The organism is Rhodanobacter sp. C03, assembly GCF_002001175.1.
Lineage (GTDB): Bacteria > Pseudomonadota > Gammaproteobacteria > Xanthomonadales > Rhodanobacteraceae > Rhodanobacter.
In genome coordinates this window covers 70,572-96,165 of the sequence record NZ_MUNT01000004.1, presented here as the reverse complement: position 1 = coordinate 96,165, position 25,594 = coordinate 70,572, and the positions used below count along the sequence as shown (strand labels likewise).

The window sequence follows — 25,594 nt, the reverse complement described above, 5'->3', positions numbered from 1 at the left end:
TCCCTCTTGATGCAGTCCACGCGCACCTTGCGCGACCACACCCCACCGGAGTCTTCCATGCACGAACTGATCCTGTTGCGACACGCCGAAGCCGTGCCGATAGAAACCTCCGGTGATGACCAGCAACGTCCACTGAGCGCACACGGCAAGCAGGAGGCGCAGGCGGCCGGTCGCTGGCTGGCCGCGCACGGTGTACGGCCCGAGCGTGTGCTGAGTTCGCCAGCCCGGCGCGCCGATGAAACCGCGCGCTTCGCGCTGGCTGAAATGACGGGTGCGCCGGCACCACAGCTGGCGACGGAAATCTACGATGCCTCACCGGGCGAGCTGCTGGCACTGCTCGACCAGCATGGCGACAGCGGTACCTTGATGCTGGTCGGTCACAATCCCGGCATCGAGCGCCTGGTCGCGCTGCTGGTCGAGGGCCGCTCCGACGAATTCCGCGGCATGCCGCCCGGTGCGCTGGCCGTGCTGCACCTGGATGGCGCACTGGAACCCGGCAATGCCCGACTGGATGCGTTCTGGTCGCCGTGAGGCGATGGTTCACCGTCTGCCTGCTGGCCGGTCTGGCACTCGCCGCACCGGTCGCACGATCCACCGACTACCGTATCGCCACCGACCGTTCCTACGCGGTTTTCGCCGTACGCCTGCTGTGGTTGCACACGATCGACGGCCGCTTCATGCAGATCGCCGGTCAGGTACGGGTTGATCCGCACGGACTGGCGACCGTCGACGCGCGCATCGCCGTGAACAGTGCCGTGATGGATTCCGCGCGCTTCCGCCGCTGGATGCTGGCGCCGGAGTTCTTCGATGCCGCGCAATATCCGACCATCCATTTCGTATCCGTTCCGCTCGCGCTGTCGGTGCTGAGCCATGGCGGTGTCCTGGACGGCCAGCTCAGTCTGCGCGGGGTAACCCGGCCGATCCGCTTCGAACTGATGCCCTCTGCCTGCGGCGCAATCGCTGCCGGAGATTGCGTGATCGAGGCGCATGGCACGCTGGCGCGCAGCGAGTTCGGCATGAACGGCCATCGCACCGCGCTTTCCGACCAGGTACAGCTGGGTCTGTGGATCACGCTCAACTCCGCAACGGAGTGAACCGGTCCCCGTATCATGGGCGCATGTCTCAGCCGTACCGGACCGCCCGAATCGATCGAATCGCCCTGTTCAGCCTGCTCGCCGCAGTCCTGCTGCTGCAAGGCTGCACGCTGTCGCGGGCGCAGATCCGGCGCGCCGACGCGGTGGTCGCGGCCACCACCGATCAGAGCACGAGCTGCACGCGCGCCGATCATTGCGCGGTAGCTTCGCCGCTGCTGGATGCGGCAACCCAGGCACTCGCCGCATCCACCCCGGCGCAACCGGTGCATGTGGTGACCCTGCTCGACGACAGCGAACCGGCGCTGGCCGCACGCATCAACCTGATTCGCGCCGCGCAGCACTCGATCGACGTGCAGACTTATATCTGGGATCAGGACGACACCGGCCAACTGGTGCTGGACGAACTGGTGCAGGCGGCCCGACGTGGTGTGCAGGTGCGCATCCTGGCCGACCAGCTGTTCTCGTTCAACGACCCGGATCTGCTCGACCGGCTGGCGCGGGTCAGCCCGAACCTGCAGGTACGGCTGTACAACCCGACCTTCCACAAGGCACGCATCGAGCCGGTGGAATTCGCCGCCGGCCTGCTGTGCTGCTTCATGCACTTCAACCAGCGCATGCACAACAAGCTGCTGCTGGTGGACGACAGCATCGGCATCACCGGCGGACGCAATTACGAGGACCGCTACTTCAACTGGGACGACAGCTTCGACTATATCGACCGCGACGTGATGGTCGGCGGCCCCGCCGCGCAGCAGATGGCCGCCAGCTTCGAGCTGTTCTGGCAGCACAAGCGCGCGGTGCCGCTGACCCATCTGCGCGACGTCAACCGACGCATGCTCGCCGACAGCGCCGCGCCCACGTGGCCGCCACCGCATTACCGCCAGCCGCGGCGGGTTGCCCAGCTGCAACAGGTGGCGGAGGATGCCGCGTGGCTGCAGGCGTGGCTGGTCGAGCCGAGCCTGCGGGTCGGCAAGGTCGAATACTTCAGCGATCTGCCGGCGAAAACCGACAAGCCGGACAAGAAGCGCGCACAGAACTTCACCCGCCACATCATGGAGATGGTCGGCGACGCCAAACGCGAAGTATTGCTGCAGACGCCCTACCTGGTGATGAGCCGGCGGGCGCAGCGCATCTTCAAGCGGCTGCATCGCAACAGTGAGCCGCCGCGGGTGATCGTCTCGACCAATTCGCTCGCCTCGACCGACGCGTTCGCGGTGTATGCGCTGTCGTACAAGCATCGCAAGCGTTACCTGGAAACGTTCGGCTTCGAGATCCACGAATTGAAGCCGCACGCGCCGGGCGCGGCAGTGGACTACGACCTGGCCAACCTCGGTAGTGACGGCTTGACCCTGCCGCCGGAAACCGCCAGCCCGGCCAGTGCCAGGCGCGAGCGCTTTCATCTGCTCGGCAGTCACGGCAGCAACAACCGGCCGGCCCCGCTGCTCAGCGAAGGGCGCCGCTTCGGCCTGCATGCGAAATCGATCGTGATCGATGACGACTTCGCGATGGTCGGCTCACACAACTTCGATCCGCGTTCGGACCACTACAACACCGAGGCCGGCGCGATTGTCTACGACCACCGCTTCGCCGACCTGTTGCGCCAGAGCATCCTGCGCAGCACCGAGCCGCAAAACGCCTGGGTGATCGCGCCGCGGCAAGCTACGGTACCTGTGCTCAGCGACATCAATCAGGCCATCGGCAGCATCTCCGAAAGCCTGCCGCTGTTCGACCTGTGGCCATTCCGCTACGCCACCAGCTACGACCTCAATCCCGGCTGCCAGCCGATGCGCGCGAATGATCCCGGCTTCTACGCCTGCTACCAGCCGGTCGGCGATTTCCCCGACGTGGCGGTGTCACCGAAACTGGTCATCACCCGGCTGATCACCGCGTTCGGGGCCGGGGTGAAGGGCATTCTCTGACGCCTACGGCAACTGTGCGATGCGCTCACCTTGCGCGGAGAAGCGCATCGACAGATCGCCGCCGATGCCGTCGGGGTGATCCGCCGGCACCGCGAAACGCCAGCCGTGCACGCTGCGCAACGCGTGCGTGTCGAGCACCGGGTCACCGCTGGATTCGGCGACGCTGGCCACCTTGACGCGACCGCCGCCGTCGATCTCGACATGCACCAGCACGCGGCCGTCGAGATGACCTCGCAGCTCATCCCATGACTGCGAGGTGTCGCCGGGCATCGCCAACGGCACCAGTTCCGGCGGCTCGGTGAGCGGCATGGCTTGCGCCTCGCCGACAAGACGCTGGGTATCGACGCGATGCATTTGCGCCCCGCGGACCGGAACATGCCGGCGTGAGGGCAGGGCATGCCGTATCGACGCTGCGTGGTGGACGATGGCCACGCGTGCAGCCGGCCCGCGCCAGCCGGCGGTCAGGCTGCTGATCCACACGGTGCCAGCCACGCCAACCGCCAGCGCCAGCAGGCTCAGGCCGCTGGTGGTGCGCAGGCGCGGCATGAACCGATGCTTCCGGGTGAGGCGACTCCCGCAGGGGTCATGCTCACGGCCGTTCGAGGATCGCAGTGACGCCCATGCCGCCGGCGGTGCAGATCGAGATCAGGCCGCGGCCGGAGCCTTTCTGTTCCAGCATCTTCGCCAGCGTGGCGACGATCCGTGCGCCGGTGGCGGCAAACGGATGACCCACCGCCAGACTGGAGCCATGCACGTTGAGCCTGGCTGGATCGATCGCACCCAGCGGCGCATCGAGGCCAAGCCGGTTCTTGCAGTACTCGGCACTCTCCCATGCGCGCAGCGTGCACAACACCTGCGCAGCGAACGCTTCGTGGATCTCGTAGTAGTCGAAGTCCTGCAGGGTCAGGCCCTGGCGCGCGAGCATGCGCGGCACCGCGATGGTCGGTGCCATCAGCAGGCCTTCGCCGTGCACGAAATCCACCGCGGCGACTTCGGCATCGCGCAGATACGCCTGGATTTTCAAACCGCGCTGGGCGGCCCACTCGTCGCTGGCCAGCAGCACGGCAGCCGCACCATCGGACAAGCCGGTGGAATTGCCCGCGGTGAGCGTGCCACGGCCCGACGTTTTATCGAATGCCGGCTTCAACGTGGCCAGCTTCTCCATGGTCGAATCCGGACGCAGGAAGCCGTCGCGCTTGAGGCCACGGAACGGCACCAGCAGCTCGTCGAAGAAGCCGTCGGCGTACGCGGCGGCCAGCTTGTGATGGCTGTCCAGCGCCAGCTGATCCTGCGCCTCGCGCGGAATCTGCCATTCCTTCGCCATCTGCTCGCAGTGGTCGCCCATCGACTTGCCGGTGCGCGGTTCGGCCACGCCGGGGAACGAAGGTTTCAGTTCGCGCAAGGAGAACCTGTGCAGCGCCACTTTCAACTTGTCCAGCGGCGTCTTCGCCCGGTTCATCGCCAGCAACCGCTTGCGCAACCGCGTGCCGTAGACGATCGGCACGTCGCTGGTGGTATCCGAGCCGCCGGCGATACCTGCCGTGATCTGTCCGGCGGCAATCTTGTTGGCGATGATGATCGCGTTGTCCAGCGAGGTACCGCAGGCGCGCGCGGTGGTGATGCCGGGTGTGGTCGGCGCCAGCCCGGAACTGAGCAGCGCCTCGCGTGCCAGGTTCCAGTCCGACGAGTGCTTGATCACCGCACCCATCGCCACTTCACCCAGCTCCACGCCATGCAATCCGAACCGTTCGACCAGCGCGCCGAGCACCTTCACCGACATGCCGAAATTGCCGACGTCGGCATACGCGGTGTTGTTGCGGCAGAACGGGATGCGTACGCCGCCGATCACCCCGACGCGCCTTTGCGTGTTGTCCATGCCCAAACCAATCCGGAACTCAAGTCGTTCAAGGCTAACCCGCCATGCCGTGCGGCGGAAGCCCAAAACGCTGAATGATAGAATTGATTTTCTTTGCCGTTCGGAACTGCTGCCTGTGGAAGTGCAAACGCTGCTCGCCCTGCCTGTGGTGCTGGCGCTGGAACCGGTTGCCGGCGAAGCGCCAGCGCGCATGACCTTGAGTCGCGACGAGGCCGCCGAGCTGGTCGAGCTGATTGCCGCCGACCTGCATGCACTGGTGCCACAGGTCGATGCGGCGCGACTGGCGCTGGCCGGCGCACTGTTCGATCAGGTCGAGTTGCTGCGGCCCGGTTTCCCGGTATGGGCGACGCTGGATGAACTGGCCCGGCGCGTGCCGCGCGGCCAGCTGGACAACGTGGTCGCGTTCGGCAGCCACGACGGCCACATGCCGGCACAGCCACTGGAACCCTCGCCGATGTTCGCCGATGGCCCGATGCGCTTGTTGCCGCTGAGCCTGCTGGCGCCGGCAGAATTGGCCGAGACACTGTCCGAGCAGCTGGAAATCCAGCTGGTCGGTCGCGGCGAAGCCGGTCCACGCACCGCCGACTGGCTGATGCGCACACTCGGTATCCGGCTGGAGCACGTGCGTTACCTCAGCCGCAACGACCTGCTCGCGCTGACCTGCGTGCAGTACGAGCACGTCAACCTGGCTTCGTTGTGGACCCTGCTGGAGGCCGCGCTGCTGACGCCCTGGCGCAGCGAGTCCACGCTCAGCGCCCGTGGCCTCGCCTTGCACTATCTCGACGGCAGGGTGGAAGCGCAGTCGCCGGCGCAATGGCTGGCTGCCCAGAGCGGCGAGCCCGCGCAACGCGCGCATGAGTTGGCCGGCGTCGTGTTCGAGTTGCGCCAGTACGCGGCACTGCTCGGCGCGCATCAGTTGCCGTTGCGGCTGCAGCCGGTCGCCGGACAGCAAGCCGAGGCCGAGGCGGGTTATCTGCTGGAAACCCTGGCCGCGGTCGAGCCTGGCTACGACCCGCCGATGCTGTTCGGGCACGAAGCCCCCGCTCTCGGCGTGGTCGCGATCAGCGTGGCCCAGCGCGGCGCAGGCGGCAGCGCGCGCGCGTTGGCGCATGCCTATCCGCTGCAGCCGCAGGCGCTGGGGCCGTTGCTGGCACAGCTGGCCGACCGTTACGGCATCGCTCCCGAACTGCATGCACTGGGCCGGATCGTGCTGGATGAACACGGCCGGCTCGGCGCGCCGGCGGCCGCCCTGCATTGATTTCGTGATGGTTTTGGCTCGCGGCATTTGTGCCGCGACGGAAACTCGGCGCATGATGTTACGGCGCCGACAGGGGGCGCGCTCCAGCTGACGGAATGACCATGCGGCCGCACAAGTCTGCCGAGGTATTGCCTACGCTTCTCCACGGGTCCGACTGGCCCGCGCAAATCCTGCGCGGCGCTCCGGCCTTGCTGGCCTATCTCGACGGCGAGCAGCGCTTTCTGTATGCCAACGAGACCCATCGCAGCTGGCTCGGCCTGGATCCGCAGAGCCTGCTTGGCCGACGCCTGATCGACGTGGTCGGCAAGCGCAACCATCAGCTGGCCAGTGCCGCGCTGGAGCGGGCCTATGCCGGCCACATGGCCAGCTACGAGGGTGAGTTGTTCAACGGCGACGAACGGCGCTATGCCCACGGCAATTTCCAGCCGGACTTCGACGCCGCCGGCAACGTGCGTGGCATATTCACTGCGCTGATCGACATCACCGAACGGCGCACCCTGGAACTGCAACTGCACGAGAGCGAACAACGCTTCTTCGGCGCGTTCCAGCATGCGGCGATCGGCATGGCCCTGGTCGCACCGGAGGGCATGTGGCTGCGCATCAACGCGGCGTTCTGCACGATGATCGGCTACCGCGAGGACGAATTGCTGCAACTCACCACGCGCGACATCACGCACCCGGACGACCTCGCCTACAGCGACCTGCTGCATGCACGCATGTTGGAGGAGCGCGTCGAATCGTGCCATCTGGAAAAGCGCTACATGCACAAGAACGGCAGCGTGGTGCACGTGCAGCTGAGCGTGTCGCTGGTGCGCAGCGACGATGACGCCCCGCGCTATTTCGTGGTGCAGATCCAGGACATCAGCCAGCGCAAGGCATTCGAGGACGCGCTGCATCGCGAACGCGAACTGGCCGAGGTGACCCTGCGCTCGATCGGCGATGCGGTGATCACCACCGACGTGCAGCTGCGCGTCACCTCGCTCAACCCGATCGCCGAGGCGATGACCGGCTGGGCCAGCGACGAAGCGCAGGGCCGGCCGATCGAGGAGATCTTCCAGTTGCTCGATGCGCAGCACGCGCAGTCCGTGGCCAACCCGCTGCGCGCGGCGATCGAGCACAACAGCATCGTCGATCTCGCCGGCAGGACCCTGCTGCGGCACCGGCATGGTTTCGACACTCCGGTGGAGGACTCCTCCGCGCCGATCCACGACCATGCCGGCAACGTGATCGGCGGCGTGCTGGTATTCCACGACGTCAGCGAGACCCGCGCGCTGGCGCTGAAGATGATCCACCTGACCCAGCACGACACACTTACCGGGCTGCCCAACCGCAGCCAGCTGCATACTCACATCGGGCAGGCGCTGGCCAGCGCGGACCGCCGCCAGCAACGCGCCGCACTGCTGCATATCGACATCGACAACTTCAAGCAGGTCAACGAACTGCATGGAAACGCCGCTGGCGACCGCGTGTTGCGTGCGCTCACCGCGCAGATCCAGGGTTGTCTGTCCGGCGACGAGCTGCTGAGCCGTTACGGCGGCGACGAGTTCGTGGTGGTACTGCCGCATCTGGACGGCGTCGGCGCCGCCGCCGGGCTCTGCCAGCGCCTGATCAACCAGGCCGAACAGACCCGCGTCGCCGATCTGCCCGAACTGGCGTTGCGCGTCAGCATCGGCATCAGCGTCTATCCGGACGATGCAGACGAACCGGAAAGCCTGCTGCAGCACGCGGAGATCGCGCTGGTCGCGGCGAAGGCGCAGGGCCAGCACGGTTACCGTTTCTTCACCGCGTCGATGAACGAGCGCGCGCAGGCGCGCAGGCGGATCGAAACGGCGTTGCGCCAGGCGTTGTCGCGGCATGAGTTCAGCCTGCACTACCAGCCCAAGGTAGACGCCCTCGGCGGTCAGGTCGTCGGTGCCGAGGCCTTGCTGCGCTGGCACGCGGACGGACAGGAACTGTACCCGCCGGATCAGTTCATCCCGGTCGCCGAGGACAGCGGACTGATCCTGCCGATCGGTGCCTGGGTACTGCGTCAGGCCTGCAAGCAGGCGCGCCTGTGGCAGCAGCAGGGATATGCGATGCCGGTTTCGGTGAACGTCTCGCCGCTGCAATTCCAGCATGCCGATTTCTATACCTGGCTCGACGATGTGTTGAGCGAAAGCGGACTCGATGGCCACCTGCTCGAACTGGAACTGACCGAACGCATGGTGATGTCCGGTGGCGAGGCGACCGCCGGCCTGTTGCGGCGGATCCAGCAGCGCGGCGTAAGACTGTCGCTGGACGATTTCGGTACCGGTTACTGCAGCCTGTCCTACCTGAAGCATTTCCCGATCGACGCGCTGAAGATCGATCGCGTGTTCGTGCGCGACATCACCAGCGACCCCGACACCGCCACCATCACCAGCGCGATCATCGCGATGGCGCGCAGTCTCAACAAGGATGTGATCGCCGAAGGCGTGGAGACGCCGGAGCAGGGCGAATTCCTGCGCCAGGCCGGCTGCTCGCAGCTGCAGGGCTTCCTGTTCGGTGCGCCGATGCCCGCGGCCGCGTTCCAGAAATTGCTCGCCACCACCGGCTGAACGCGGCGCGCGGCCTCGTCAGGGGAACGGCTTTTTTGTAGGAGCGGCTTCAGCCGCGATGCTCTTGGCCGCGCATGCAGAAAAGCATCGCGGCTGAAGCCGCTCCTACAAAACCCTCAGGCCTGGCTCGGCAGCAGCGCCTCGTACATGAAGTAATGGCAACGCTGCATGCCCAGATCGGCATAGGTCGTCTGGGCACGCTGGTTTTCGGTCTCCACGTACAGACGCAAGCCAACCGCGCCAGCAGCGGCGGCGCGCTGCTCGACCTCGGCGTACAACGCACGGAACACGCCGCCGCGGCGTGCTGTAGGCGTCACGTAGACGCTCTGGATCCACCAGAAATCGCCGCAGCGCCAGTCGCTCCATTCGTAGGTCACCAGCAGACTGCCGACGGCTGCGCCGTCATGTTCGGCGATCAGATAGAAGCCCCGCCGTTGCTGCTCGAAGACACCGCGAATGCCACGCTCCAGCACGGCGGGATCGAGCCGCTTCTGCTCGGTCTCCCAGGCCATCGCGGCATTCCAGGCAAGCAGCTCGGGAAGATCGGCGGGCGCAGCGGCACGAATCAGCAGCGATGGCACGGAGCAACTCCGGTGAATGGAACAGTGTGCACATCCTAGCGTGCGCCGCCTTCACATGTTGGCGCGTATGGTCAAGGCCGGTGCCTGTACATCCGGATGCCATGGACGCATCCGCCGTGCGCTTGCACTGGCCTGTCTGCGACCCGATCGCGTGCATACCGAAGGAAAGCTCGAACTTTGAATATGGGAAGCACACTCGATCTGCTCAAGCTGCGCCGCCTGCGCGCCTTCCGGCGGCACCGCGCAGCCGCACGCACGAAACCGGAGCAGGAGCCGGCACTACGCGCGGAGCTGTTCAGCGCCGAGCAGATGGAGCGACACGGCCAGACCCTGGCCGGCCAGCATCGACTGAGCACGCGGGCGAGCGCGAACCTGCTGCTGGCGCGACTGGCCGACAACGAATCGGTGCTGATCCACGCCTGCGAACGGCTGACCGCAGCAACCCGGTTGCGTCGACGCATCACCCCGGCCGGCGAATGGCTGCTGGACAATTTCTACCTGATCGAGGAACAGATCCGCATCGCCCGCCGGCATCTGCCGAAGGGCTACAGCCGCGAGTTGCCGCGGCTGCAGAACGGCCCATCGGTCGATCTGCCGCGCGTCTACGACATCGCGCTGGAAATTATTTCGCATGGCGACGGCCGCGTCGACATCAGCAGCCTGAGCCGCTTCATCAATGCCTATCAGACCGTCACTCCGCTCAAGCTGGGCGAGTTGTGGGCGATCCCGATCATGTTGCGGCTGGCGCTGATCGAGAACCTGCGCCGGGTCGCCGCGCGGGTGATGGCGGACTGGCGCTATCGCGGCAAGGCCGCGCGCTGGGCCGACGCGATGACCAGCACCGCCGAGCTCGACCCGAAGAGCGTGGTGCTGGTGGTTGCCGACATGGCGCGCTCGAACCCGCCGATGACCGGCCCGTTCGTCGCCGAGATGGCGCGTCGGCTGCAAGGGCAGAGCCCTGCGCTGGCACTGCCATTGAGCTGGATCGAACAACGCCTGTCCGAGTCGGGTCAGAGCATCGAGCATCTGGTGCAGCTGGAGGCACAGCAGCAGGCCGCGCACCAGGTGTCGGTTGGCAACAGCATCGGTAGTTTGCGCGCGCTGTCGGCAATCGACTGGCGCGACTTCGTCGAGCACACCAGCCTCGTCGAGCAACGGCTGCGCGAGGATCCGGCCGGCGTGTATGCCACGATGGATTTCGCTACCCGCGATCATTACCGCCATGTGGTCGAGGCGCTGGCCCGCAAACAGCTGCCGAGCGAACAGCAGGTGGCCGACGCGGCGATCGAGCTGTGTGAGGACGACGCGTTGACGAGGGATGCCGCATCGCTGCAGCGGCATGTCGGCTTCTATCTGATCGACCGCGGTCGGCGAACACTCGAGCAAAAACTCGGCGTACGGCCGCCGCTCGCCGAAACTCTGCGCCGCCTGCTCGACCGGGCGCCGTTGCCGATCTACCTCGGCCTGCTGGCCCTGCTCACCTTCCTGTTCGCGCGCCCGCTGGTGCAGGCGGCTGCGCACGATCAACTGCCACTGTGGACGCTGATCGTGATCGCGATACCCGCGACGATACTCGCCAGCCAGCTGGGGCTGAGCCTGCTCAACTGGCTCGCCACGCTGACCGTGGCGCCGCAGCGGCTGGCGCGGATGGATTATTCGCAGGGCATTCCGGCCAGCGCACGCACGCTGGTGGTGATCCCGAGCATGATCGCCAGCACTCAAGACATCGAGGATCTGGTCGAGTCACTGGAGGTGCGCTTTCTCGCCAACCGCGACGAATACCTGCACTTCGCCCTGCTCACCGATTTCACCGATGCCGATCAGGAGACGCTGCCCGACGATGCGGCCCTGCTGCGGCTGGCGCGCCGGCGTATCGAGGCGCTGAACGACCAGTACGCCACCGCACAGGCCGACCGCTTTTTCCTGTTCCACCGACCGCGCCTGTGGAACGCGGCCGAACAGTGCTGGATGGGTCACGAGCGCAAGCGCGGCAAGCTGGCCGACCTCAACGGGCTGCTGCGCGGGAACGGACGCGAGCGCTTCCTGCTGATCGCTGGCGATATCGCCACGCTGCCGCTGGTGCAGTACGTGATCACGCTGGACACCGACACCCAGCTGCCGCGCGATTCCGCGCACAAGTTCGTCGGCGCCATCGATCACCCGCTCAATCGCGCGGTGTACGACCCCGAACTGCGGCGCGTGGTGGCCGGCTACGCGATCCTGCAGCCACGCGTGGGCATCAGCCTGCCCAGCACCGCGCGTTCGCGCTATGCGCAGCTGTACGGCAGCGACGCCGGCATCGATCCGTATACGCAGATGGTCTCGGACGTCTATCAGGACGTGTTCCATGAAGGCTCGTTCATCGGCAAGGGCATCTATGCGATCGATGCGTTCGAGCGCACCCTGGACGGCCGCTTCCCGGAAAACCGCATCCTCAGCCACGACCTGGTCGAAGGCTGCCACGCCCGCGCGGGCCTGCTCAGCGACGTGCAGCTATACGAGGAATATCCGTCGCGCTACAGCGCCGATGTGAAGCGCCGCCATCGCTGGATTCGTGGCGACTGGCAGTTGATGCCGTGGCTGCTGCCATGGGCGCCGACCGCACATGACGGCTGGCGCCGCAACGCGCTGACCGCACTGTCGCGCTGGAAGATCCTCGACAATCTGCGCCGCAGCCTGGTGCCAACCTCGCTGCTGCTGTTGCTGATGATTGGCTGGCTGGTGATCTCGCCAGCGCTGTCGTGGATGCTGGCGGTGCTGGCAATGGTGCTGATTCCGCCGCTGCTGTCGGCCCTGCTCGATCTGGTGCAGAAACCCTCCGAGGTGCAACTGGATCAGCATTTGCGCGCCGCGCTACGCGCGATGGGCCAGCACTTTGCACGGATGGCGTTGGCGCTCGCGTGGCTGCCGCATGAAGTGCTGTACAGCCTTGATGCGATCGTGCGCACGTTGTGGCGGATGCTGGTTAGTGGACGCCTGCTGCTGCAATGGCAGACTTCCAGCGACGTCGAGCGGCGCAGCAACAATGCACCCGGCACGTTGTGGCGCCTGATGTGGGTCGGTCCGCTGCTGGCGCTGCTGCTGACCGTGACGTTGACGCTGCAACGTCCGCTGGTGCTGATCCTCGCTGCACCGCTGTTGGTGCTGTGGCTGCTGTCGCCCACGATCGCCTGGTGGATCAGCAAGCCGCGCATGCCTGTCGTGTTTGCACCGACGGCGGTGCAGTTGCGTTTCCTGCGCACGCTGGCACGCCGGACCTGGGCATTCTTCGACGCCCATGTCGGCCCCGCCGACCACTGGCTGCCGCCAGACAATCTGCAGGAACAGCCCGCGCCCGCGATCGCCCACCGCACCTCGCCGACGAATATCGGGCTGGCCCTGCTGGCCAATCTGGCCGGGCATGATTTCGGTTTCCTGAGCACCGGCCGGCTGCTCGAACGCACGCGCCAGACGCTGGCTACGATGCATCAGCTGCCACGCCATCGCGGCCATTTCTACAACTGGTACGACACGCTGAGCCTGCAGCCGTTGGCACCGCTGTACGTCTCGGCGGTGGACAGCGGCAATCTCGCTGGCCATCTGCTGACCTTGCGCCCGGGCCTGCTGGCGCTGCTCGACGAGCCGGTGTTCCGGTCAAGCGCGCTGCAAGGCCTGCTCGATACGCTCGGCGTGCTGCACGACACGCTCGACAGCGCAAACACCAGTGCGCTGAAGTCCATGCAACAGGATCTGGAAAGTACGCTGGCCTCACCACCGGCCACCGCCAGCGCAGTCATGGCCGTGCTGCAGCGGCAACTTGAGCATACCCACACGCTGGCACAGACGCTCGTCGTCGAGCCCGACAGTGATGCGGCATTCTGGCTCGATGCCTTGCGCAGCCAGTGCAGCGATCTGTACGACGAAGCCATCGCGTTCAACCTCGATCCGCCGCCTGACGATGACGCCGGCTTCAGCGGCATCCCCACGCTGTCGCAGCTGGCACGGATCGAACCGCTGTGCTGGCCTTCCGCGCACGATGCCGACGCAGTGCGCGCGCGTGCGAACGAACGCATCACCGCGATCGAACAGCTGGCCCAGCAAACCGGCGAACTGGCGCTGATGGATTACCGCTTCCTCTACGACAGCGCGCGCGACCTGCTGGCAATCGGCTACAACGTCGACGAGCGCCGGCTCGACGCGGGCTTTTACGACCTGCTGGCCTCCGAGGCACGGCTGGCCAGCTTCGTGGCGATCGCGCAGGGCCAGCTGCCGCAGGACAACTGGTTCTCGCTGGGCCGGCTGCTGACCACCAGCGGCGGCGAACCGGTGCTGCTGTCGTGGACCGGCTCGATGTTCGAATACCTGATGCCGATGCTGGTGATGCCGAGCTACGAAGGCACCTTGCTCGACCAGACCTGCCGCGCCGCGGTGGCGCGGCAGATCGAATACGGCAACCAGCTGAACTTGCCGTGGGGCGTTTCCGAATCCGGTTACAACACGCTCGATGCGCATTTCACCTATCAGTACCGCGCGTTCGGCGTGCCCGGCCTGGGTTTGAAACGCGGACTCGGCGACGACGTGGTGATCGCGCCGTATGCCTGCGTCATGGCGATGATGGTGGCGCCGGCCGCGGCCACCCGGAACCTGCAGCGACTGGCGGAAGGCGGCGCGCAAGGGCGCTTCGGCCTGTACGAAGCGATCGACTACACCCCGGCGCGGTTGCCGCTGGGGCAGACCTCCGCGCTGGTGCGCTCGTTCATGGTGCATCACCAGGGCATGAGCCTGCTGGCGCTGGACTATGCGCTGCTGGGCAAGCCGATGCAGCGGCGTTTCGAATCCGACCCGCAGTTCCAGGCCACCAGCCTGCTGCTGCAGGAGCGCATCCCGCGCACCGCCGCGGAATACATACACACGTCCGGCGTCCCCGAAACGGACAGCCATTCGCGCGCCGCCGAAGCACGCCTGCGTGTGTTCGCCGATCCGGACCGGGCGCGCCCGGCGGTGCAGTTGCTGTCGAACGGCCATTACCACGTGATGCTCAGCAGCGCCGGCGGCGGCTACAGCCGTTGTGGCGAACTGGCGGTGACGCGCTGGCGCGAGGACATCACGCGCGACCACTGGGGCATGTTCTGCTACCTGCGCGATGTCGCCAGCGGTGAGTACTGGTCCACCACGTATCAACCCACGTTGAAGAAGACCGAGCTGTTCGAGGCGATCTTCTCCGATGCGCGCGCCGAGTTCCGCGTGCGCGAACGCGACTTCGACGCGCACACCGAGATCGTGGTGTCGCCGGAAGACGACATCGAACTGCGCCGCACCCGCATCACCAACCGCAGCCGCACGCGGCGCACGATCGAACTGACCAGCTACGCCGAAGTGGTGCTGGCGCCGGCACTGGCCGATGCGCTGCACCCGGCCTTCAGCAAGTTGTTCGTGCAAACCGAACTGGTGCGCGAGCTGCAGGCGATCGTGTGCACCCGCCGACCGCGCGCGCACGACGAAGCGGTGCCGTGGATGTGTCACCTGCTGGCGGTGCATGACGCCGACATCGACGAGATCTCGTATGAAACCGATCGCGCGCGCTTCCTCGGCCGTGGCCGCAGCGCGGCGCAACCGCAGATGCTGGATCGCGAGCAGGCGCAGCTGTCCAACAGCGCCGGTTCGGTACTCGATCCGGTGGTGGCGATCCGCTGCCGCATCACGCTGGAACCGGAGCAGTCGGCCACGGTGGATCTGGTCACCGGCATGGCTCCCAGCCGCGACGCCTGCGTGCAGCTGATCGGCAAATACCGCGACCGCCATCTCGCCGACCGCGTATTCGACCTGGCCTGGACGCACAGCCAGGTGCTGCTGCGCCAGCTCAATGCCAGCCTCGCCGATGCGCAGCTGTACGAGCACATGGCCACCTCGATCATCTACCCGAACGCGAACCTGCGTGCCGAAGCTGCCGTGCTGCGCGGCAACCGGCGTGGCCAGTCCGGCCTGTGGGGGCAGGCGATCTCCGGCGACCTGCCGATCGTGCTGCTGCAGATCAGCGACCCGGCGCGGATCGAGCTGGTGCGCCAGTTGGTGCAGGCGCATGCGTACTGGCGACTGAAAGGGCTGGCGGTCGATCTGGTGATCTGGAACGAGGATCGCGCCGGCTACCGGCAGGAGTTGCAGGACGCGATCATGGGCCTGATCGCCTCCGGCAGCGAGGCCAGCCTGCTCGATCGTCCCGGCGGCATCTTCGTGCGCCCCGCGCAGCAGTTGTCCAGCGAGGACCGGATGGTGGTGCTAGCCAGCGCACGCATCATCCTGGCCGACAATCGCGGCAGTCTCGCCGAACAGATCAGCCGGCGACTGGTCGAAACGCATGCGCCACGCTTCGAACCAACTCGGCCGAAGCGTATCGCCAGCGCACTCGCGCCAGTCGCATCCACGCTGCCCACGCTGCAGCTGGCCAATCCACATGGCGGCTTCACCGCCGACGGTCGCGAATACGTGGTCGTGCTGGCCGATGGCGCCAGCACGCCCGCCCCGTGGTCGAACGTGCTGGCCAACCCGCACTTCGGCACGGTGATCTCCGAGAGCGGCAGCGCCTATACCTGGGCCGAGAATGCGCACGAGTTCCGATTGACGCCTTGGCACAACGATCCGGTCGGCGATGCCGGCGGCGAGGCGCTGTACCTGCGCGACGAGGAAACCGGCCAGGTGTGGTCGCCGACCCCACTGCCCGCGCGTGGCAACGGCGAATACATCACCCGCCACGGCTTCGGCTATAGCGTGTTCGAGCATGTCGAGGACGGCATCCACTCCGAGTTGTGGGTCTACGTGGCGCTGGATGCCTCGGTGAAATTCTCGGTGCTGAAGTTGCGCAACGACTCCGGCCAATCGCGCAAGCTCAGCGTCACCGGCTACGTCGAGTGGCTGCTGGGTGATCTGCGCGAAAAGACCGCGATGCACGTGGTCACCGAATCTGATCCGGCCAGCGGTGCACTGTTCGCCCGCAATGCGTACAACAGCGAGTTCCCGAACCGGGTGGCGTTCTTCGACCTCGAAGATCCCGCACGCACCATCGACGGCGACCGCAGCGAATTCCTCGGCCGCAACGGCAGCATGCGCGCACCCGCCGCACTGGGCCGCGCACATCTGTCCGGCCGCCTCGGCACCGGCCTCGATCCCTGCGCGGCATTGCAGTCGAACCTGACCCTGGACGACGGCGAACAGCGGCAGGTGATCTTCCGGCTCGGGCTGGGCCGCAATGCCACCGACGCCGGCGCGCTGGTGCAGCGTTTCCGCGGCAACGGCTCGGCCGCCGATGCGCTGGCCAAGGTGCGTGCGCACTGGGCGCGCACGCTGGGCGCGGTGCAGGTCCGCACGCCGGAACCGGCACTCGATGTGCTGGCCAACGGCTGGCTGCTGTACCAGACCATCGCCTGCCGGCTATGGGCGCGCAGCGGCTACTACCAGTCCGGCGGCGCATTCGGCTTCCGCGACCAGCTGCAGGATTCGATGGCGGTGATCCACGCCGCGCCCGAACTGGCACGCGCACAAGTGCTGCTCTGCGCCGCCCACCAGTTCCCCGAAGGCGACGTGCAGCACTGGTGGCATCCGCCACTGGATCGCGGCGTGCGCACCACCTGTTCCGATGACTACCTGTGGCTGCCACTGGCCGCCAGCCGTTACGTACTGGCCACCGCCGATACCGGCGTGCTCGACGAGAAGGTCGGCTATATCGAAGGCCGGCCGCTGCATCCGGGCGAGGAGTCGTACTACGACCTGCCGCAACATTCCGGCCTGCGCGAAACGCTGTACCAGCATTGCGTGCGCGCGATCGAACACAGCCTGCCGCGCGGCACGCACGGGCTGCCATTGATCGGCAGCGGCGACTGGAACGACGGCATGAACCGGGTCGGCGAGAAAGGCTTCGGCGAAAGCGTGTGGCTGGGCTTCTTTTCCTGTGAGGTGCTGACGCGCTTCGCCGAAGTGGCACGGCTGCATGCGGACGAAACCTTCGCGCAACGCTGCGAGGACGAAGTCGCCAAGCTGCGCAACGCGTTGGAACAACACGCCTGGGATGGCGCCTGGTACCGCCGCGCCTACTTCGACGACGGCACGCCGCTCGGTTCCAGCGGTAACGACGAATGCCGCATCGACTCGATCGCGCAGAGCTGGTCGGTGCTGTCCCATTCCGGCTCGCCCGAACGCCAGCAACAGGCGATGACGTCGCTCGACCAGCATCTGGTGCGCCGCGATGCCGGCCTGGTGCAGCTGCTCGATCCGCCATTCGACAAGTCGCCGCTCGACCCCGGCTACATCAAGGGCTACGTGCCCGGCGTGCGCGAGAACGGCGGCCAGTACACGCACGCCGCGATCTGGGCCACGATGGCCTTCGCCGAACTCGGCGACAGCGCGCGCGCCTGGGAACTGCTGCGCATGATCAACCCGGTCAGCCACGGCAGCGACGCGACCACCGGAGGTGGCCCCGCAGAAATGGACGTCTACAAAGTCGAGCCCTACGTGGTTAGCGCCGACGTCTACGGGGTCGAGCCACACGTCGGCCGCGGCGGCTGGAGCTGGTACACCGGCTCTGCTGGCTGGATGTACCGGCTGATCGTCGAGTCGCTACTTGGCCTGCGTCTGGAAGCCGCTCGCCTGCGCTTCGCACCAGTGCTGCCGGTGGAGTGGGAAGGTTTCTCGCTGGACTACCGCCACCACGACACGCTGTACCGGATCAACCTGCGGCAGAGCGATGCCGGTACGGTGAGTACGGTGTGGCTGGATGGTGTGGCGCAGGCGGATGGCTGCATTGCGCTGGTCGATGACGGGGTGGAGCACAGCGTGGAGCTCAATCACCCGCGGGCATGATGACTATCCGATCAAGATGACAAGAAGCAGGGAAAGCAACTTGATTGCTTTTACCTCTTTACGGAAATAGTAACGCTTGACGTTACTATTTCCGCGCGATACTGTTTCAGCATGATACGGACGTTCCGCGACGCCGATACCGAAGCGCTGTTCCTCGGACGCCGTGTCCGTCGCTGGACGTCCATCGAAACCGTCGCCATGCGCAAGCTCGCCATGCTGAATCGCGCTGCACGCATCAATGACCTGCGGATTCCGCCGGGAAACCGGCTGGAGGCCTTGAAGCACGATCGCGCCGGCCAGTACAGCATCCGCATCAACGATCAATACCGTGTGTGTTTTGTCTGGCGCAATGGCGACGCCCATGACGTGGAAATCGTCGACTACCACTGATGGAGAGCTCTATGCGCCGCATCCCTTACCCCACACCTGGCGAAATTCTGCTGGAAGAATTCCTCAAGCCGATGGGTATCACCCAGTATCGGTTGGCCAAGGAAATCGGTGTGCCTCAGCGTCGCATCGGCGAGATCGTGGCCGGCAAGCGTGCCGTCACCGCCGATACCGGGCTGCGCCTGGCGCAGTTCTTCGGCACTTCCGAGGGATTCTGGACAGGGTTGCAGGATGACCATGACCGGGCGACCACCAAGGATGAGATCGCTGAGACATTGAGCCAGATCACACCGTGGAGCGAGCGACACGCGGCGTAGGATTGACCGACATTTAATTGCCTCCGTCCCCTCATTGGGCGTTTGATTACCCACTCGAATAGCTTAACTTCAGCGCGAATCAGGCAAAATGTATATGGATAATAATGCGAAGATTGGTACGCAGTTGTTTGAAAGCTTAAGTTTCGAGGATCGTATAATTTTTAATAAATTAGTAGCTTTATATACTGATCAGAGGGAGGCGCGGGACAGCGTTAATAATGCGCGTACTGGCGCATTGGTGTGTATTTCGTTTGGAATTGCCATAATTAGTTTAGGCATTAGAGTGTATCTGGACAAGGCGATTGGGTACTCTATTTTTCTGATAGCGATTGGATTGTTTTTGTGCATCGTTGGGTATGGCTTGTGGAAGAGTAAAGATAATGTTGAGCTTCGATCAGATTTACTTGATATGTTCAACGACCGAGGCATTTATGAAACGCCGCTCTTATTACTTGCCTTCGGAGGTTTCGTGGGGTCATACCTTGGCATTTTGTGGTCAGTGCTTTTTCGTCAATAGTGCCCGGTTTAATTGCGGGTAAAGGGGCAAAACGGTACCTGATTCGCGTTGAAGTTAAGCCACCAGCGCGGTGAAACAGCTCGCAAACGCCACTCCGGCCAAGGTTTGCTGGGTGCGATGGCAACCAGCAGCCGCGGCACAAGAATCTTGAGATCGAATCGGCGGTTGAATCGCCACTCGGCTTCGAGTGGTGCACTTCTGAATTGAATTCGCCGGGCGTTATGTATGAATTCCATCGGTATTCGTCGATCTGAAATCTACGATCATTTTCATTCGAACTCGGCGTGTCAAAAATTCTTTTTTGATCCGGCCAACGGTGCGGCATACGCCGCGTACTACAACAGTATGTACCTTCTCCAAGACTCAACGGAAAGTCTTCAGCTGCATCGAGCGCGAGATTTTTCCGAAGAGCCACTAACCGCATACCTTGAGTTTTGGGGGGTACTACAGGCAATCATTATTCAACAAGATTCGATCGTTGAGATTTACGAAACGATAGTTGGACAATCTCTCAATCCACATAAGATTCCTGCATGGAAGGAGGTTCGCGAACTTCGAAATATTTGCGCCGGCCACCCTGCAAAACTGGATCGTTCAAAGCACTTGCCTTTAAAGCGCGCCTTTGTGGGCCGAACCTTCGGGAATTACGAGACTTTCACCTACGAACAATGGCAACAAGGCGAAGGACGAAGCCACCCCCGAATACATCTTGGCAAACTCTTCGATAAACAGGCAGAAGCAGCAGAAGCGCAGCTGGCCAAGATACTATCCGCCATGAAAAGGCGCTGGCCGTAAGTGTGCCTGAGCTACACGCCTGGCTACTTCGCGGATCACTGGTGCAGCAAGGGACATGTACTTCTGTGTGTCGATGGAGAACTTCACACCGAGCTGGAAGACGGCCGCAAGTTCACTCTGACCGCTGGCATGAGCTATCAAGTCGCCGACAACGCGGAACCGCACCGGTCGTTCACCGAAATCGGGGCAAAGCTATTCATTGTCGATTGAAGGCCAAGTACACACCTTACCCATGACCCTCATCCGTCTTTTTCAAGAAGCTGACTGGCCCGCCGTCTGGTCGATCCTGCACGCGACCTTCCAGTCCGGCGACACACTCGCCAACTCGCCGCAAAGCACTGAGGCTGAAACACATCAGGCTTGGGTCGAGCTTCCGGCCGCGACCTTCGTGGCCTGTGCGCCGGACGGGCAGGTCGTGGGCAGCTATATCATCAAGCCCAACCAGCCGGGTCTGGGTGGACACGTCTGCAACTGTGGCTACGTCGTCGTCGCTGAGGCACAGGGTCAGGGCATTGCGTCGCTGATGTGCGTGCACTCGCAAGTGCAAGCGCTGTCGATGGGCTTCCTCGCGATGCAGTTCAACCTGGTCGTATCGACCAACGAACGCGCTGTGCGCCTGTGGAAGAAGCTTGGCTTCACGGTGGTTGGCACACTGCCGCGCGCTTTCCGGCACCAGCGCCTTGGTCTCGTCGATGCCTTTGTCATGTTCAAGGAGCTGGCGGGCTGACTGCCATGTAGTCAGGAACCTGATCTTCGATCAGGAAACCTGCTTCTTGAGCTTCTTGCCGGCAGGCAGCTGTGGCCCGACGCCGTGCATCAGCAGCGCGAGCGCATGCCGCGCGATCTCCTTGGCACCAAGCTCGCGGCGCAGCGGGTCATCGCGCCACATCTTCACCGCGGTGAGCGGCAGCATGGTCAGCCCGAGCAGGGACATGAATACCAGCGCAGGTTCGAGGTCCGCGCTCAAGCGTCCTTCGGCCTGCCAGCGCACGATGCACTGAAATGCGGATTTCTGGTGGGCGTCGCCGAAGCGCTCGCGGATCCGGTCCTTGAGCAGGCTGCCTTCGCTGAGCACGCCGCGCATCCAGATCGAGGCAAACCACGGGTATTCCTCCGCGATGCTCATGAAGCGTTGCACCAGCAGGCTGATCGCCGCCGCTGGATCGTCCGCGTTGGCCTCGAAGACTTCCTCGATGGATTTCCGGACCGGCAGGAAGCGTTCATCGATCAGCACATCGAGCAACTGCTCACGCGTCTTGAAGTAGTAGTGCAGCATCGCCGGCGTCACCCCGGCCGCCTTGGCAATCGCGGCGAGGGTGGTATCGGCGATACCTTGCTGGGCAAACAGCGCCAAGGCGCTATCGATCAGCCGGTTGCGCTGATCGACGGCGCTGGCGCCGCCGGTCGGTCGGCCGGGACGGCGTGGCACGGCGCCTCGTTTCTTTGCTGCTTTCGGCTCGCGTGCCGCCGGCTTGTCGGGATTTCGCGCTGCCATCTTGAGCTGGCCTGTTGACTGGTCGGGATACTTCCCCGTATATTAATTACCTAGTTAATTAATATCAAGACCAGACACGCCCATGAGCGCCGATATTTCCGCACCCGTCGAGGCCGTAGACACGGCTTCGGCTTCGCCGCATGCGAAGACACACGAGCATCCGCCGATCCGGCTGCTGTTCTCGGCCTTGCTGCTGGTAATGCTGCTTGCCGCGCTCGACCAGACGATCGTGTCCACCGCGTTGCCGACGATCGTCGGCGAGCTGGGTGGCCTGGAAAGTCTGTCGTGGGTGGTCACGTCCTACTTGCTGGCATCGACGATCGTGGTGCCGCTGTACGGCAAGCTGGGTGACCTGTTCGGCCGCAAGATCGTCCTGCAGGTGGCGATCGTGCTGTTCCTGCTCGGCTCGGCCCTGTGCGGGCTGGCGCAGAACATGGCCGAGCTGATCTTCATGCGCGCCCTGCAGGGCCTGGGCGGCGGTGGCTTGCTGGTGGTGACCATGGCGGCGATCGGCGATGTGATACCGCCGGCCGAGCGTGGCCGTTACCAGGGCCTGTTCGGTGGCGTGTTCGGGCTGGCCACGGTGATCGGGCCGCTGATCGGCGGCTTTCTGGTCGAGCATTTCTCGTGGCGCTGGATCTTCTACATCAACCTGCCGCTCGGCGTCATCGCGTTGCTGGTGATCGGGGCGGTCTTCAAGCCGCACGTCGCCCACGTGAAGCACAAGATCGACTACCCGGGTGCCGCCTACCTCGCGCTGGCACTGACCTGCATCGTGCTGTTCACGACCCAGGGCGGAACGATCCTGCCGTGGTCATCGCCGCAACTCTGGTGCACGCTCGCGTTCGGCCTGGTGTCGATCGCGGGCTTCATCTACGAGGAAAGCATCGCGGCCGAGCCGATCATTCCGCTCGAACTGTTCCGCGAACGTACCTTTCTGCTGAGCTGCCTGATCGGGCTGGTGATCGGCATGTCGCTGTTCGGTTCGGTGACCTTCCTGCCGCTCTACCTGCAGGTGGTCAAGGGCTCCACGCCTTCGCAGGCCGGCATGCAGCTGCTGCCGCTGATGGGCGGCGTCATGGTCAGCTCGATCATCAGCGGCCGGATCATCAGCAAGATCGGCAAATACCGTTTCTTCCCGATCGCGGGGACCGGGCTGGCGTTTGTCGCGATGGCGCTGCTCAGCACGTTGCAGAACTCGACGCCGGTCGAGGTGCTGTACGTGTATGTCGGCATGCTCGGCCTTGGGCTGGGCATGGTGATGCAGGTGCTCATCCTAGCCGTGCAGAACAGTGTGCATTTCAGGCACATGGGCGTGGCCACATCCGGCGCGACGCTGTTCCGCTCGATCGGCGGCTCGATCGGCGTGGCAGCGTTCGGCGCGATCTTCACCAACGGCTTGCATGCGCGGCTTGACCAGCTCATTCCCGCCGGGACCGAATTGCCCCGCACACTCGGACCGACCACGGTGCATCAGCTGCCGCCGGTGTTGCGCGAGGATTACCTGCAAGCCTTCGGCGGATCGCTGCACATGGTCTACCTGGTGGCCGCCGGCATCATCGTGCTGGCCTTCGCGCTGGCGTGGTTTCTCGAGGATGTACCGCTGAAGAAGCGTTGACGGGCCAGGGGCGCAGCTTCCTGCGGCCCTCGCGTCAAGCCGCACACGAGCCGACTTATGCATCGGTTTAACCTCGCTGCGTGCAGGCTGGAAAATCGAGTCGATGTACGGCATGTTGGGTGACCATATGACTGCCGCATCGTCTGCCCTTGCGTCACGCCATTGACGGCGTCCGCCAGCCCCATGGAGAGAGCAATCGCTATGCCGACACCCCGTTCGGATGCCCTGGTCTTTTTCGGCGCCACTGGCGACCTGGCCTACAAGCAGATCTACCCCGCCCTGCAGGCGATGATGCAGCGCGACGGGCTGGACCTGCCGATCATCTGCGTCGCGCATTCCGGCTGGACGGTGGAGCAGCTGCGCCAGCGCGCCCACGACAGCCTGGTGCAGGCGGCGAAAGGCCGCGATGGCGGCGTTGACGAGGCCACGTTCGCGAAGCTCTCGGCGCGGCTGCAGTACGTCGATGGCGACTACAACGATCCGGCCACCTTCCAGCTGCTGAAGAAGGCCTTGGGCAGCGCGACCCGGCCACTGCACTACCTGGCGATACCGCCGAGCCTGTTCGGCGTGGTGGCCAAGAGCCTGAAGCAGGCCGGTTGCGCCGATGACGCGCGCATCGTGGTGGAGAAACCGTTCGGCCGCGACCTGGCCTCGGCGCAGGAACTCAACCGCACCCTGCATGAGGTGTTCCCGGAGCCGTCGATCTTCCGCATCGACCATTACCTGGGCAAGGAGCCGGTGCAGAACCTGCTGTATTTCCGCTTCGCCAACAGCGTGCTCGAACCGGTGTGGAACAACCGCTACGTCGACAGCGTGCAGATCACCATGGCCGAGCAGTTCGGCATCGATGGCCGCGGCAGTTTCTATGAAGGCGTCGGCGCGATCCGCGACGTGCTGCAGAACCACCTGCTGCAGGTGACCTCGCTGCTGGCGATGGATGCGCCGATCGGCAGCGACCCCGCCTCGCTGAATGCGGAGAAGCTGCGGCTGTTCCGCGCGATGCGCCCGCTCGATCCGAACGAAGTGGTGCGTGGCCAGTTCAACGGCTACCGCAAGGTCGACGGCGTGGCGCCCGATTCCAATGTGGAAACCTTCGTCGCGCTGCGCCTGCACATCGACACCTGGCGCTGGGCCGGCGTTCCGTTCTACATCCGAGCCGGCAAGAACCTGCCGATCACCAGCACCGAGGTGATTGTCGACATGAAGACGCCACCACTGTCGGTGTTCGACGAGATCACGCCACCGCAATCGAATTACTTCCGCTTCAAGCTCAGCCCCGAGGTGATCATTGCCGAAGGCATGCGGGTGAAGAAGCCGGGCGAGGCGATGCAAGGCGAACCGGTGGAACTGGTGGCACGCCATCATGCTGCGGTGGAGAAATCACCTTACGAGCGCTTGCTCGGCGATGCGATCCGCGGCGACAACTCGCTGTTCACCAGCGACGAGTGCGTCGAGGCGGCGTGGGCGGTGGTCGATCAGGTGCTGAACCATGAGCAGGCGGTGAGCCTGTACGAGCCGGGCAGTTGGGGGCCAGCCGAGGCGGCGAAGATCATCAGCGGCGCGGAGGGCTGGCACAATCCTGCTCCTGAAGCGAGCGAGCCATGCTGAGCGACCACGCCAGCAGCGTCGCTTCCGTCGTCTTCCTGCTCGACGTCGACAACACCCTGCTCGACAACGACCGCTTCGCCGCCGACCTTGGCGACACGCTGGAGCAGGCGTTCGGCGCCACCGAACACGACCGCTATTGGGCGATCTATGCGCAGCTGCGTGATGAGCTGGGTTATGCCGACTACCTCGGCGCGCTGCAGCGTTTTCGTGCCGGACTCGACAATAATCCGGCGCTGCTGCAGATGTCGGCGTACCTGCTGGAGTATCCGTTTGCCGAGCGGCTGTATCCGCACGCGCTGGATACCGTGGCGCACCTGCGCACGCTGGGCCCGACGGCGATACTGTCCGATGGCGACGTGGTGTTCCAGCCGCGCAAGATCCAGCACGCCGGGCTGTGGGATGCACTGGATGGCGAGGTGCTGATCTACCTGCACAAGCAGCACATGCTGGTGGCGATGCAGCAGCGCTACCCGGCCGCGCATTACGTGATGGTCGACGACAAGCCGCAGATCCTCGCCGAGATGAAGCAGCGCCTCGGTCACAAGCTGACCACGGTGTTCGTGCGCCAGGGCCATTACGCCGCTGCGGCACCGGCCGACCTGCAACCCGCGCCGGACCTCACGATCGCGTGCATCGGCGATCTGCGCGGGCGTAAGCTGGAGGACTTCCTGCCAGACACGCCCGTCATCAGCCTTCCGGCAAACTGAAACAAACCGAATTGAAC

At 64.7% G+C, this 25,594-nt stretch carries 19 protein-coding genes; 15 read left to right on the top strand and 4 right to left on the bottom strand.

The features are described 5' to 3' along the window. The first annotated feature begins 57 nt into the window (after positions 1–57). Genes B0E48_RS06705 through B0E48_RS06695 form a run of 3 tightly spaced genes read left to right on the top strand, consistent with a single transcriptional unit; the run spans position 58 to position 3,013 of the window. Positions 58–531 carry a histidine phosphatase family protein gene (locus tag B0E48_RS06705; RefSeq protein ID WP_077517252.1) on the top strand — a complete coding sequence of 158 codons (474 nt, stop codon included), beginning with the start codon at positions 58–60 and terminating at the stop codon, positions 529–531. Continuing rightward, positions 528–1,094: a YceI family protein gene (locus B0E48_RS06700; protein WP_077517222.1), complete on the top strand. Its 567-nt coding sequence runs from the start codon at positions 528–530 to the stop codon at positions 1,092–1,094. The genes B0E48_RS06705 and B0E48_RS06700 overlap by 4 nt, the downstream gene beginning before the upstream one ends. Before the next feature lie 23 nt (positions 1,095–1,117). Next, positions 1,118–3,013 carry a phospholipase D family protein gene (locus B0E48_RS06695; protein WP_077517221.1) on the top strand — a complete coding sequence of 632 codons (1,896 nt, stop codon included), beginning with the start codon at positions 1,118–1,120 and terminating at the stop codon, positions 3,011–3,013. A gap of 3 nt (positions 3,014–3,016) precedes the next feature. Here the strand turns inward: B0E48_RS06695 and B0E48_RS06690 are convergent, their stop codons facing one another. Further along, on the bottom strand, positions 3,017–3,559 hold the full coding sequence (locus tag B0E48_RS06690) for an energy transducer TonB (protein ID WP_077517220.1): 543 nt from the start codon (positions 3,557–3,559) through the stop codon (positions 3,017–3,019). Between the two features lie 43 nt (positions 3,560–3,602). Continuing rightward, on the bottom strand, positions 3,603–4,889 hold the full coding sequence (locus B0E48_RS06685) for an acetyl-CoA C-acetyltransferase (protein ID WP_077517219.1): 1,287 nt from the start codon (positions 4,887–4,889) through the stop codon (positions 3,603–3,605). 115 nt (positions 4,890–5,004) lie between these two features. Between B0E48_RS06685 and B0E48_RS06680 the strand changes: the two genes are divergently transcribed. Beyond that, entirely contained in the window at positions 5,005–6,147 is a 1,143-nt protein-coding gene (locus tag B0E48_RS06680) for a hypothetical protein (protein WP_077517218.1), read from the top strand. 101 nt (positions 6,148–6,248) lie between these two features. Beyond that, positions 6,249–8,723: a GGDEF and EAL domain-containing protein gene (locus tag B0E48_RS06675; protein WP_077517217.1), complete on the top strand. Its 2,475-nt coding sequence runs from the start codon at positions 6,249–6,251 to the stop codon at positions 8,721–8,723. Positions 8,724–8,839: 116 nt separating this feature from the next. On the opposite strand, the gene B0E48_RS06670 is transcribed toward B0E48_RS06675, so the two are convergent. Continuing rightward, on the bottom strand, positions 8,840–9,295 hold the full coding sequence (locus B0E48_RS06670; RefSeq protein ID WP_217317857.1) for a GNAT family N-acetyltransferase: 456 nt from the start codon (positions 9,293–9,295) through the stop codon (positions 8,840–8,842). Between the two features lie 186 nt (positions 9,296–9,481). On the opposite strand from B0E48_RS06670, the gene B0E48_RS06665 reads away from it, so the two are divergent. The 7 genes from B0E48_RS06665 (at position 9,482) to B0E48_RS06635 (ending at position 20,876) form a co-directional block, all read left to right on the top strand. Beyond that, positions 9,482–18,133, top strand: coding sequence for a glycoside hydrolase family 94 protein (locus B0E48_RS06665; RefSeq protein WP_217317855.1), 8,652 nt, complete (start codon positions 9,482–9,484; stop codon positions 18,131–18,133). Positions 18,134–18,244: 111 nt separating this feature from the next. Beyond that, positions 18,245–18,523, top strand: coding sequence for a type II toxin-antitoxin system RelE/ParE family toxin (locus B0E48_RS06660; RefSeq protein ID WP_077517214.1), 279 nt, complete (start codon positions 18,245–18,247; stop codon positions 18,521–18,523). A gap of 11 nt (positions 18,524–18,534) precedes the next feature. Further along, the gene (locus B0E48_RS06655) at positions 18,535–18,837 is read left to right on the top strand and encodes a HigA family addiction module antitoxin (protein WP_077517213.1); all 303 of its coding nucleotides are present in this window, start codon (positions 18,535–18,537) and stop codon (positions 18,835–18,837) included. Positions 18,838–18,931: 94 nt separating this feature from the next. Further along, positions 18,932–19,354, top strand: coding sequence for a hypothetical protein (locus tag B0E48_RS06650; RefSeq protein WP_139350187.1), 423 nt, complete (start codon positions 18,932–18,934; stop codon positions 19,352–19,354). Positions 19,355–19,579: 225 nt separating this feature from the next. Then, positions 19,580–20,149, top strand: coding sequence for a hypothetical protein (locus B0E48_RS17475; protein WP_139350186.1), 570 nt, complete (start codon positions 19,580–19,582; stop codon positions 20,147–20,149). Further along, positions 20,150–20,359: a DHCW motif cupin fold protein gene (locus B0E48_RS18145; protein WP_174566721.1), complete on the top strand. Its 210-nt coding sequence runs from the start codon at positions 20,150–20,152 to the stop codon at positions 20,357–20,359. A gap of 22 nt (positions 20,360–20,381) precedes the next feature. Next, on the top strand, positions 20,382–20,876 hold the full coding sequence (locus tag B0E48_RS06635; RefSeq protein WP_077517210.1) for a GNAT family protein: 495 nt from the start codon (positions 20,382–20,384) through the stop codon (positions 20,874–20,876). Positions 20,877–20,906: 30 nt separating this feature from the next. Here B0E48_RS06635 and B0E48_RS06630 read toward each other — a convergent pair whose 3' ends face one another. After that, positions 20,907–21,578 carry a TetR/AcrR family transcriptional regulator gene (locus B0E48_RS06630; protein ID WP_217317853.1) on the bottom strand — a complete coding sequence of 224 codons (672 nt, stop codon included), beginning with the start codon at positions 21,576–21,578 and terminating at the stop codon, positions 20,907–20,909. Between the two features lie 148 nt (positions 21,579–21,726). Between B0E48_RS06630 and B0E48_RS06625 the strand changes: the two genes are divergently transcribed. The 3 genes from B0E48_RS06625 to B0E48_RS06615 all read left to right on the top strand — a co-directional run bounded on the left by B0E48_RS06625 (position 21,727) and on the right by B0E48_RS06615 (position 25,577). Continuing rightward, the gene (locus tag B0E48_RS06625) at positions 21,727–23,262 is read left to right on the top strand and encodes an MDR family MFS transporter (RefSeq protein WP_077517208.1); all 1,536 of its coding nucleotides are present in this window, start codon (positions 21,727–21,729) and stop codon (positions 23,260–23,262) included. Positions 23,263–23,463: 201 nt separating this feature from the next. Continuing rightward, a complete protein-coding gene (gene zwf / locus B0E48_RS06620; protein ID WP_077517207.1) occupies positions 23,464–24,870 on the top strand; it encodes a glucose-6-phosphate dehydrogenase in 1,407 nt (468 codons plus the stop codon). Beyond that, positions 24,864–25,577, top strand: coding sequence for an HAD family hydrolase (locus B0E48_RS06615; protein ID WP_077517206.1), 714 nt, complete (start codon positions 24,864–24,866; stop codon positions 25,575–25,577). The genes zwf and B0E48_RS06615 overlap by 7 nt, the downstream gene beginning before the upstream one ends. Positions 25,578–25,594 lie beyond the last annotated feature (17 nt).